Annotated in this window: 11 protein-coding genes and 3 pseudogenes; 4 read left to right on the forward strand and 10 right to left on the reverse strand. The window is 51.5% G+C overall.

Annotated features, from left to right (window positions below):
• Positions 1–17: 17 nt before the first annotated feature.
• Positions 18–983 carry a ParB/RepB/Spo0J family plasmid partition protein gene (locus GSQ70_RS05415; RefSeq protein ID WP_158781605.1) on the reverse strand — a complete coding sequence of 322 codons (966 nt, stop codon included), beginning with the start codon at positions 981–983 and terminating at the stop codon, positions 18–20.
• Complete coding sequence (gene sopA, locus GSQ70_RS05420) at positions 983–2149, reverse strand: plasmid-partitioning protein SopA (protein WP_158781606.1); 1167 nt, start codon at positions 2147–2149, stop codon at positions 983–985. The genes GSQ70_RS05415 and sopA overlap by 1 nt, the downstream gene beginning before the upstream one ends.
• Positions 2150–2421: 272 nt before the next feature.
• Here sopA and GSQ70_RS05425 point away from each other — a divergent pair.
• A pseudogene (locus GSQ70_RS05425) lies at positions 2422–3063 on the forward strand (recombinase family protein).
• A complete protein-coding gene (locus tag GSQ70_RS05430) occupies positions 3060–3971 on the forward strand; it encodes an Rpn family recombination-promoting nuclease/putative transposase (protein ID WP_158781607.1) in 912 nt (303 codons plus the stop codon). The pseudogene GSQ70_RS05425 and the gene GSQ70_RS05430 overlap by 4 nt, the downstream one beginning before the upstream one ends.
• On the opposite strand, the gene GSQ70_RS05435 is transcribed toward GSQ70_RS05430, so the two are convergent.
• The 5 genes and pseudogenes from GSQ70_RS05435 to GSQ70_RS05455 form a co-directional block, all read right to left on the reverse strand.
• Positions 3968–4576, reverse strand: a complete 609-nt coding sequence (locus GSQ70_RS05435; RefSeq protein WP_158781608.1) for a DUF2913 family protein — start codon at positions 4574–4576, stop codon at positions 3968–3970. The genes GSQ70_RS05430 and GSQ70_RS05435 overlap by 4 nt on opposite strands.
• A gap of 6 nt (positions 4577–4582) precedes the next feature.
• The gene (locus tag GSQ70_RS26345) at positions 4583–4912 is read right to left on the reverse strand and encodes a hypothetical protein (RefSeq protein WP_158781609.1); all 330 of its coding nucleotides are present in this window, start codon (positions 4910–4912) and stop codon (positions 4583–4585) included.
• A 116-nt stretch (positions 4913–5028) separates the two neighbouring features.
• A pseudogene (locus tag GSQ70_RS05445) lies at positions 5029–5713 on the reverse strand (IS6 family transposase).
• A 94-nt stretch (positions 5714–5807) separates the two neighbouring features.
• Positions 5808–6092 (reverse strand): hypothetical protein, encoded by a 285-nt coding sequence (locus tag GSQ70_RS05450; RefSeq protein ID WP_158781610.1) that lies wholly within the window; start codon positions 6090–6092, stop codon positions 5808–5810.
• 1033 nt (positions 6093–7125) lie between these two features.
• The gene (locus tag GSQ70_RS05455; protein WP_158781611.1) at positions 7126–7290 is read right to left on the reverse strand and encodes a hypothetical protein; all 165 of its coding nucleotides are present in this window, start codon (positions 7288–7290) and stop codon (positions 7126–7128) included.
• A 411-nt stretch (positions 7291–7701) separates the two neighbouring features.
• On the opposite strand from GSQ70_RS05455, the gene GSQ70_RS05460 reads away from it, so the two are divergent.
• Positions 7702–7968, forward strand: coding sequence for a biofilm development regulator YmgB/AriR family protein (locus GSQ70_RS05460; protein WP_158781612.1), 267 nt, complete (start codon positions 7702–7704; stop codon positions 7966–7968).
• 194 nt (positions 7969–8162) lie between these two features.
• On the opposite strand, the gene GSQ70_RS05465 is transcribed toward GSQ70_RS05460, so the two are convergent.
• From GSQ70_RS05465 to ccdA, 3 genes are all read right to left on the reverse strand, one after another.
• Positions 8163–8942, reverse strand: coding sequence for a site-specific integrase (locus tag GSQ70_RS05465; RefSeq protein ID WP_158781613.1), 780 nt, complete (start codon positions 8940–8942; stop codon positions 8163–8165).
• A 120-nt stretch (positions 8943–9062) separates the two neighbouring features.
• A complete protein-coding gene (ccdB, locus tag GSQ70_RS05470; RefSeq protein ID WP_158785229.1) occupies positions 9063–9368 on the reverse strand; it encodes a type II toxin-antitoxin system toxin CcdB in 306 nt (101 codons plus the stop codon).
• 1 nt (position 9369) lies between these two features.
• Positions 9370–9588 (reverse strand): type II toxin-antitoxin system antitoxin CcdA, encoded by a 219-nt coding sequence (ccdA, locus tag GSQ70_RS05475; protein ID WP_158781614.1) that lies wholly within the window; start codon positions 9586–9588, stop codon positions 9370–9372.
• A gap of 595 nt (positions 9589–10183) precedes the next feature.
• On the opposite strand from ccdA, the pseudogene GSQ70_RS25935 reads away from it, so the two are divergent.
• Positions 10184–10249 (forward strand): annotated as a pseudogene (locus tag GSQ70_RS25935) (AbrB/MazE/SpoVT family DNA-binding domain-containing protein); the annotation flags it as partial.

Below are 10249 nucleotides of genomic sequence, written 5' to 3' on the forward strand. Positions count from 1 at the left end.
AATCCAATAGAAAGAAGCTATGCAGGCTTAGTTTCTAACATTGTAAGAATAGCCTCTATTTTTTCGACAACATCTGCATCAATGCGCGAAGTATCAATACTGACAATAAACTTGTTACCTTTATATTGTGAACTTGCACCCAAAGCATATTGTCGTTTAGAAGCCGGACTGCTATTCAACTTCTGGTCTTTATTAGCGGCTTCAGTTAATTGTTTTATGATTACATCGGTATCTAGCTTTTCCCCACCAATTTTACGTTTTGTCAAAACTTTACTTTGTTCAAGAATGGCAGCTGGATACTTATTAAATATTTTAGCCATAGAATCACCGGCCCGCGCAGATAATTCACCAGGATGAGAGAAAACAGCGATGATGTCGCGAGGCAGGCTAGCCGTATTTATACAACGGGTAATAATCTTCCTGGAAATATTTTCTGATTCAGCCAGGGAAGAAATATTACCATTAAATTCCTTATCAAGCCGTTGGATATAACGCTTCCCCCGCTCATATGCGCTTGTAGGACGGTAGTCATTCCCGATCTTACATAATGAATCCATCTGTTCATCATCAAGATCGCCAACCAGAATACGATAGTCGCGAGTAGTGAGAATTGCTGTCATGCGACGACGACTACCATCAGCAACTTCTATAATACCTGAAGCTTTTCTACCGAATGCCGGATTCTGCTGACCAGAAACGAGGAACGAAGGAATTAAGTCATCGAGTGCTTCTTCAGTGAGTAATTCCTGATCACGTTCATTACCAGCCCAGACAACCGTTCCTTTCTCAACCATATCTGCAGCGATAGTTTCTAAAGTGAAACGAACGTCACGGCCACAAACAGATAGAGTTATAAAGTTACCTTTAGCCATTGTACTAACACGCGCGATTAAACTATCGATTACAGGAGCAGCTGACGTTTCGGCAGTTAATTGCGGAGCAGGGGCTGTCGAATTTTTTGGAATAATAGGTGCCCGTTTCATTATCGAATCTCCCAACGAGGTTTTATCAGGCGATCAAATATTTCTGTACAAACAGGTTCCCAGATAGCTAAAGCATTTCTCCAGGCTCCTGTAGATGAACGCTGGTCTATTGCCTGTTCAAATACCGTACGCATGCGTATCTGTCCTTTGCCCACTTCGTCTGTCTCACGAACTACATTTTTTAATACCATACTGCCCCAGGCATCTCTTATTTGCTCTTCCATCCAGGGGCTCTGAGATCCATTGTTGTTGCTATATTTAGTCAGCAAAATACGAACAGCTGGCTCAAATCCTTTCAAATCTACGTTTTTTAAAAGATCACGTAGCATGTCAAAAAACTGCAAAGCAGAAGTGTAATCAAATAACTCAGCAGGAGTCGGCACAATTAATACATCAGCAGCACATACAACGTTTATAGTCCCAATACCGAGATTTGGAGCACTATCGATTACAACTACATCATAATCCTGCGCAACCGTTTCAATCGCCAGCCTTAACATCGTGTGAGGTTCAGTGGGGAGTAGACCATCGTCATACCGAACCATGAGTTCTGTTTCTATCCGGTGAAGAGCGAGACAGGAAGGTATAATATCGAGGCCGGGCCAACAGGTTGGTTTGACAGCATAACTGGCATCATCTCGCTCGCCGAGATAAAAAGGTAAGAGCGTATCGTCTGCATGAATATGAAGATCCGGAACCCATCCGTGATACATCGATGCAGTACCTTGAGGATCATTACCTTCAACCAAAAGGACACGCAGCCCCTTTAACGCAAGATGTTGGGCAAGGTGTACTGACACGGAAGTTTTATATACACCGCCTTTATGAGCAGCAACACCTATAACTGGGGGAAGGGTGTTTTCAGGCCGACGAATACGAGTATTAAAAACATCACGCATGTGGTTAATTTGCTCGATGGTATAACCAACACGCTGTTCTACACGTCCTCGCATTTCCATATCTGGATAAGGTAGACGCCCACTTTTTTCAGCGTCACGGATAGCCTGAGAAGAAACACCCACCAAGTCAGAAGCTTCTCCAATACGCCAGCGCCGGGTAATTTTTCGGGCTTCTGGGCTGTCATCATTGAACTGAGCGATAGCTATAGCTCTAGTCATTTCATGACCAGCGTTGATGCACTGATCCAAAGTTTCCATTAACCCCATATCAATATCCTTTATAGTTTAACTTTGCATCATTGTATTAAATCTTGAATTTTGGCGCAAAGCAACATAAAAAAAGCAAAGTGTAAAAAATTCGGCAAAGTTACACCTGTATTGATCACTGTGGTATTTATGACAGAAAAACTAACTAATAACTTTAGGGTATGCCCCTGTGATAGCATCGCTAACAGAGACAAACATGGTTTCACTGGACTTGATTTAGCCTATTTGATAGTTAAGAATCTCATCATCTAATTGCTATTGAGATTAAAAGTATGGCTCTTGTGGGTTATGCCCGGGTATCGACATCCGCTCAGGATCTGACACATCAGATCGCAGTGCTGACTGCGACCGGGTGCCGTAAAATTTTCGCTGAGAAAATGACCGGGACTAAAAAGGAAGGGCGCCAGGCGCTGGATGAGTGCCTTGAGTACATACGGTAAGGCGATACGTTAGTCGTTACTCGTATTGATCGTCTTTCACGAAGCCTGCGTGACCTGCAGAATCTGGTGCATGAGCTGGAAGAGCAGAACATCCGGCTCCGGGCAACGGAGCAGGCCATTGATACGTCCTCCGCTTCCGGTAAAGCATTTCTGGATATGCTGGGCGTCTTTGCGGAATTTGAGACCCGTCTGCGGCAGGAACGGCAGCGGGAGGGGATTGTCCGGGCGAAAACCAGAGGTGTATATAAAGGAAGAAAACCGACGGCGCGGGCGAAATCGCAGCAGGTCATTGATCTCACGATGGCCGGATTAACCCGCGAAGCGGTTGCGAGCCAACTGGGCATTGGCAAGGCCAGCGTCTACCGGATACTGAAAGCCTGGCGTCTGCAGCGCCCCGACGCCATCCTGCCCGGGGAACGGGTTAAACCCCTGAGCAGCAATAGTGAGACAGATCGTACTATGATAGCCCCATGAAAAGTAACCCAACGCCCCATGATGCCGCATTCCGGCAGTTTCTGACCCAGCCGGATATTGCCCGTGACTTTATGGCGCTGCATCTGCCGGCAGAGCTGCGCGCCATCTGTGACCTCAGCACGCTGAAGCTGGAGTCAGGCTCCTTTGTCGAAGATGACCTCCGCCAGTATTTCAGCGACGTGCTCTACAGCCTGAAAACCACCGCCGGTGATGACGGTTACGTGCATGTTCTCATTGAGCACCAGTCGTCCCCGGACAGGCATATGGCCTTTCGACTTCTCAGGTATGCGGTGGCAGCTATGCAGCGCCACCTGGAAGCCGGACATAAGAAGCTGCCGCTGGTCATTCCGGTGCTCTTCTATACCGGGAAACGCAGCCCCTATCCTTACGCCACCAACTGGCTGCAGGAGTTTGACGATCCGACGCTGGCCGGAAAACTGTATGCCGGCGACTTTCCGCTGGTTGACGTCACGGTCATCCCTGACGAGGACATTATGGGCCACCGCAGCATGGCCGCACTGACCCTGCTGCAGAAGCATATTCGCCGGCGTGACCTGGCCGAGCTGACGGACAGGCTGGCCACCATCCTGATGGCGGGCTATCTTTCTTCGCCACAGGTCATTTCGCTGGTACACTATATTCTGCAGGCCGGTGAGTCATCGGATGCGCAGACGTTTATACGTGAGCTGGCGATCCGGGTACCGCAACATGAGGAGGAACTGATGACGATCGCACAACAGCTTGAACAGAAGGGCATTGAGAAGGGCATCCAGCTTGGGCGGCAGGAAGGCGTGCTTGAAGGTAAGCTTCAGGTTGCCCGCGCCATGCTGGCCAGTGGTATCGATCGCGGCGCGGTCATGAACATGACCGGCCTTAGTGCCGACGACCTGGCGCAGATCCGCCACTAATCCTTTCCTGGCACTCCCTGTCTGGCCATCAGCGAATACTGAAAGGGCAGGGAGGCATCACGCTCAGAATCAGCCTGCCACCCACAGCGGTTAAACAGCTTCATCACGCCTTCCACACTCCCTGTCAACTGAGCCATCAATGGGTTCACCTGATGGCCATTATCGTCAAAAGCGACATCAAGATTAGTCCGTAAGAGATAAATGCCGTTAACACCCGCATTGAGTGCCACTGCATACCGCCCTGACCACTCTCTGTCGCTCAGCAACCGGTAGGTCCAGTGCATGTCCTTCGCTGTCTCCAGGGCATACGTCAGCCGGAACAGGTCGTTCTGCTCAGACAACTCGCCGGTGCAGGAACGCCAGAGATAATTGAGCTTGCCTGCCAGCCTGGCACTGACGCCCATCTGCCGCCCCTGCTTAATCAACCATTCCAGGTCAGGAGTGACGTCGCGCGAAAAGCGCCGCTGCTTCAGTGCGGTGGACAGCCAGCGGATGAGAAAGAGGTTTTCCTGCGCCGGTGAGAGAACACCACCCTCCTTTCTGGCCAGCGCAAGTGCTACCAGGGCGCACCATGCCAGATGGCCCGATTTTTCTGTCAGCGTCACGCCGGTTCACTCCCTGCAGGAAATACCATTCTGGTCTGCCATAAAACGAGCAGGATCAAACGGCCAGCGCTTGTCGCCCTGTGAGCAAGCCTCGATCCATTCCAGCAGCCCCTGGTTAAAGTACAGGTGATAGCACTGACGGGCGCATACCGTGTTGCAGCCGTCAAACCCGGTATCAATGACTTCATCGGTGTCATCCGACCAGCGGAGCAGACGCCCTTCGGTGGAGATCTCGTAAAACGCACATTCACTGTCAAGATCTTTAGTCTGGTATTCAGATTCAGTTTCACTATCCGGCATCCGGTAGCGAAACGTGACCGTATCAAACATGCCCATAAGTCAGTCCTCCTTTAATTCTCATCCATTTCACGCTGCAACTGGTACCAGTACTCCGCAATAACGCTCATCACACGCGCCGTCATCGCGGCGTCAGTGACGACTACAGAAAGGCACTAAATTTCAAATATTCTGCTTACCGGACGCATCTCGCCCAGCGGATCACCATAATATAAATCTGAGGTCTGGCCTTTGCGTAGTGCCCACATCACCTCAATACCTTTGATTGTGGCGTAAACCGTTTTCACGGTTAAATTCCAGCGTGGCGCTGGTTATAGGTTTCAGTTTGCCGTCATCGCATTCAATGACGTTATTCCGGTACTTAATCTGTCGGTGTTCAACGTCTGGCCGGCACCGACCTTCACGTTTGAACAAAGCACGCGCACGCCCACAGGTGGACGCATTATCCATGTTGATAAACTGCGGGATCTGCCACTTCTTTACGTTGTTGAGGATTTTTGCGGCCTTGTTACGACGCGGGGAGAGGTAAAAATCCACGGTGCGGCCCCTGTTGTCAGCAACCCGGTAAAGATAAGCCCAGCGGCCATTCACCTTTACGTACGGTTCATCGATGTGCCATGGGTTCAGCTCGGAAGGGTTACGCCAGTACCAGCGCAGCCGTTTTTCAAATTCAGCCGCATAACGCTGAACCCTGCGGTAAATTATGGGGTGATCAACGTTTACACCGCGTTCGGCCAGCATCTTATGCAGCTCACGGTAGCTGATGCCGTATTTGCAATACCAGCGCAACGCCCACAGGATGATGTCGCGCTGAAAATGCCGGCCTTTGAATGGGTTCATATGCTGCTCCGTCAGCAAAAGGTGACGATGAGTTTATCACCTCCAGTTTTTTGCAACAGTGCCTTTCACGAACCATAACACTGCAGCCATTATTTCATCTGGCGGGATGCGGAATATGACACCATGACTGACTCAGGGCCTGAAAAAAAGTGAGATCAGCTAGATGCAGGTGCGCTATTTCGTCTGCATCCGTTGCCGTATCAAGCCATCCGACAAGCGTCAGACACAACGTCACGCGCGTGATACGCCGGTTCTGCCGGATCAATTGTACTACCACTTTTCCCAGAATTTCAGTATGGGCAGGATGCGATATCTGTCCGAAATAGCGTGCCACAGAGAAAGACTGTGTTTTTTCAGGCGAAAAATCATCCGGACGCATGAAGTGAACCTGCAGAATAAAAACGAGTGTTGCACATTACCCTGGTGATGGCGGACTGTACAGCAATCGCGTAAGAGCATCCGGTTATGCGACCGGTCATAAACAAATGCAACCACATGCACCGCTCAACCCGCCAGTCCTCTCATCACAGCCTGAAAACTCAGGCAGTTTTATGCCCCTCTGACGGCAATCAGATTTTCAGCGCTGCAGTAGCCGGGCACCGGGCGTCACAGAAAGACACATTCAGGCTTCAGATATGAGTGCATAACCTCCGGAAGGGCCCACAACACATGCCGGTCGGCTCACCCTCTCACTTGTTGGCCCAGTGACACCAGGCCCTGAAACGGCTGAAAATCGTGGTGTTATCAGTTACCCATACCTCAAAAACGCCGTGCCGGCTCTCACGAAGACGGTCAGTGAAGGCGCTGACAGATGGTCAGGTTAATAACTTCATCCCGTGCACCACCGGTACGCGAGACAGGCATTTCATTACTGATTTCCGCCAGGGCCCGGCGAATACTCCGCCGTAGTGATTCATCCACTTCCTCCTCCGGCATCCTGTGCAGACGGTGCAGACGGTGCAGACGGTGCAGCAGGGCATTGAATGAAACATCCGCATTTTCCTGAAGCAGAGCCTGTAATGCCTCCCGATGATTCTGTCCGTGTTCGGATTTTCACTGCCCACACTCATACCCGCTGAATTCCCTGTCTGCTGGTTGATAAATTCAATTTATCACTGTTTTCCTGTCAGGAGGAAGGCCTTTCCCTGCTATCCGGCCCGCAGGCAGGTGCTGAACAGCGGCAGGATTGGTGCAGGGAGCGCCGGTGGAAAGATGTGATGTATGCGGGCAATTACTGTTAAAGGCCCGCCCACAAAAAATTTCCACAGGCCAAACCTGTACAATATTGATTTTTTTTGTATAGATTTATATTGTTCAGAACTTAAATATTCCGGACAGACGATGCGCCCGGGTCCATGCTCAGCATGCACAGGGCCTACCACAGACTATTATTTGACAACCCGGCGCTGCCATCACAGCAGGAAACACCGGGTAATATCGTGATTGAGATTTTTCGCGAAGGCATAATGCTTAACCGGAAAAATATCTGCACCAGGCTGCTGCAGGCGCCGGGCAGCGCGACGCATCCGGCAGAAGAGACCCATTTGCATGAGCTGATAAAACTGCTTTTTCAGCACGACTGAAGCACGCCTTCGGGTGGTAGCCCCACTGGCACGATTAAGCAGGATGGCCTTGTCTTACGGAACGGCCCGGAGAAAAAGTTATGAGCCATATCGTTAATCAGAGATTACTGATGAGGTTACCGCAGCAGCGGTGATAGCGCGGCTCAGGAAAAACAGGATTATTAACAGCCATTCGCTGCAATATCAGCTCAGGCTGATGGCCGGAAAAGCGTCCTGCCCGACGCGACTGGCAGCGATGCGTAAAGTTGCGAAAATAATATTCACCGGTCATGATGAAAATGCAGAACCATCCGGCATACACAACGTTGATGGTCCTGCCGGCAGCAGTGCAAAGCCTGTCAGAGACGGGACCCGGTTCACCGGCCGGGAATGTCATCAGCTGACACTATAAACCGGTAAAATAGCATGATTATACCAGCAGGTGAGGCTGACATTGCGTTTCAGAGCACGGCGCTCAGACATTATTTTCAGAGTAGTGGCCATCTTCCTGATGAAGAAGCGGCGCTGATGGCTGTCATGCGGAGCGGGCTGGCCGATGGCAGACCGCTCACCACCAGAGACATCATTATCCGGCTCGTGACTGCACTGGAATGTACCGCTGATGTCATTCAGGCAGACGTTATCCGTTCGCTGCCTGAAATTATCCCGGGACACGCCTCTGCCGGGGAATGAGCCTTTCAGAGTAATACCCTCCACGGCTGCCGCAGTTTATTGCTGTATCCACGTCCTTACCCGATCTGCACGGCGTGAACCGGTATGGCCGGTTTCCGGAGCCACCCGGTAATGCCGGTGACGTTTACGTAACCGCCGGCCCGTGCAGAAATCTTTTCTGTGCGGACCGGGGGTTGGACAAGCCATCGGGCGCGTCAGCCTTTTGCGCGCAGAAGGTCCGCTGCATCCGACTCAGGCATCGAGAACCGGACGCGGTGACGCGCCGCCACATCGAGCGCAAACACCTTCGTGTACACCTCCGTTGAGCCGGCCGATTTATGCCCCATCAGTGACTGCAGGACCTTCAGCGGAATGCCGGCGTACAGCATGTGCATCGCATAGCTGTGGCGGAGGGTGTGCGGCGTGACCGGAACGGAGAACGTCACGCCATCGGCGGCGGCGTTTGCAACGGCCTCACTCAGCCACGTTCTGACGGTCCGGTCAGTGATCTCCCAGAGCCGCGCCTTCTCCGTTCTGCCGGTGCGTTTGTTCTTACGTTCGAGTGGAATTTTCAGCGTGGCCACCATCATCTGTAGCTGAAGCAGGTACTGTGGATCGGAAAGCGGCACCAGGCGGTGCGGCACGGCCCCCGCAGGCGTCCGTCCTGAAGTACGGGCCGCCTTTTCCGTACGCTGCTTGAGAGTGGCCAGCTGCACAAACGGATATGGCGGAGCCAGCGAAAAATCTCCCCGGGTCAGCGCCAGCGCTTCGTTAATACGGGCGCCGGTGTTCCAGAGCGTCGCGAACAGTGTTTTACGCTGCAGATCCGGCACGTAATGAAGCAGGGCGCTGACTTCCGGTGCCAGCAGGTATTTCGGCAGTTCATCCTGCAGCTGTGCCATCTGGCGCAGTGCCAGCGCTGCCGGATAGTCAATGACCACCGGCAGCGATACCGGCTGGACGCCGGCTTGTCCGGGCAGGGCTGGATAATTCATTCAGCACACCACCGGTGGCCGGGATCCTTTCCCGGCCGGGCTGCAGGTCGCCTCCTTCCTCCGGCAGCAACGGTCGCCTGGTTTCTGTTCGCCAGGGACTTCCTGTTTTCTGACGCGCATTCAGACCCCCCAGAACATCAGGTTAATGGCGTTCTTAATCTCAGCCTCCCGTAAGCTGAGATCGCCCACCTCGTCACCGGTAACGGCGGACGCAACGCTGGCCATGTCGGTTGTCATCAGCCGCCAGCTTTCATCACCGATATGCACCACCGGATAGAGTTCTCCGGAGACCTTATCCGACAGCAGGCGGGCGCTGACCAGCGGGATCGCCATCCGGCGACCCGGGGTGTCAATAATGTCACTCTGCACATCCACGAACAGGCGGTAACGACTCTCTTTTTTATAGGTGTAAACCCGAAACTGCATCTCACCAGTCCCTGTTTTCATCGGCAAAGGAGCCGTTCATGTCGATAAACCGGGCCACTTCGGCCATCCCTTCCTGATTTTCAGCCTGCCATCGTTCAGCACGTAATCGCCGGGCTTCATTCTGCATGGCCGTATTGACCAGACCCGAGATGTTGACGTCAGCCGCCTTAAGGATCTGATAGTTGTTGCTGTCAATGGTAACAGTAATGCGCTGTTTCATAACATCCCCCTGATATACACTCCGGATACATATATCAGTATATATCGTTTATACAAATCAACCAGCATCTTAAAAAGCATACTGTTAGCAGCCTGTCAGTTTTTATAGTAATATTTTTAAATGAAATCATCACCTTCGTGACAGTAAGCATTCTTACAGACACGCTGTTAAATTACCTGACGCGAGATTTGATATGATCCGGTTCTTCTGAAATTATACATTTTCCGGAAGTTTACCACGCACACGGAATATGCAAAGCGGCGTTTTCGTGTGGTGAGCACGCGGTCATGGAACGTAACTGTGACACAACATATAGCGCCTGTATCAGCTGCCTGAACCACCACATATTGTGTTTACCGTCCGCAGCACGCCTGTGGCAGCCGAGAAGATCCGGCTCTTCCTTTTTACGGATCTCCGAAAAAAAGAAGGAAACCGGATAGGCATTGCATATCCATATGCCTGACATCTGCATATGTTAGACATACGCATATATTCACCATCTGCATATGTAATGCCCATACAGAGCGGGCTTGCAGGCATATACTTCACCTATGTGGGAATACTCCCTGGCACAATCAGCATATGAGGAAAAACCATGCGCACAGTTTCTATTTTTAAAAACGGCAATAACCGCGCCATCCGTCTGCCCCGCGATCTGGAT

Source organism: Pantoea sp. BAV 3049 (assembly GCF_009765445.1).
Taxonomy (GTDB): Bacteria; Pseudomonadota; Gammaproteobacteria; order Enterobacterales; family Enterobacteriaceae; genus Erwinia.

Bases quoted from the DNA above. Each gene is read 5' to 3' on its own strand.
- GSQ70_RS05415 (WP_158781605.1), bottom strand. From the start codon at position 983: ATGAAACGGGCACCTATTATTCCAAAAAATTCGACAGCCCCTGCTCCG.
- sopA (WP_158781606.1), bottom strand. From the start codon at position 2,149: ATGGGGTTAATGGAAACTTTGGATCAGTGCATCAACGCTGGTCATGAA.
- GSQ70_RS05430 (WP_158781607.1), top strand. From the start codon at position 3,060: ATGAAAAGTAACCCAACGCCCCATGATGCCGCATTCCGGCAGTTTCTG.
- GSQ70_RS26345 (WP_158781609.1), bottom strand. From the start codon at position 4,912: ATGGGCATGTTTGATACGGTCACGTTTCGCTACCGGATGCCGGATAGT.
- GSQ70_RS05450 (WP_158781610.1), bottom strand. From the start codon at position 6,092: ATGCGTCCGGATGATTTTTCGCCTGAAAAAACACAGTCTTTCTCTGTG.
- GSQ70_RS05460 (WP_158781612.1), top strand. From the start codon at position 7,702: ATGATTATACCAGCAGGTGAGGCTGACATTGCGTTTCAGAGCACGGCG.
- GSQ70_RS05465 (WP_158781613.1), bottom strand. From the start codon at position 8,942: ATGAATTATCCAGCCCTGCCCGGACAAGCCGGCGTCCAGCCGGTATCG.
- ccdB (WP_158785229.1), bottom strand. From the start codon at position 9,368: ATGCAGTTTCGGGTTTACACCTATAAAAAAGAGAGTCGTTACCGCCTG.
- ccdA (WP_158781614.1), bottom strand. From the start codon at position 9,588: ATGAAACAGCGCATTACTGTTACCATTGACAGCAACAACTATCAGATC.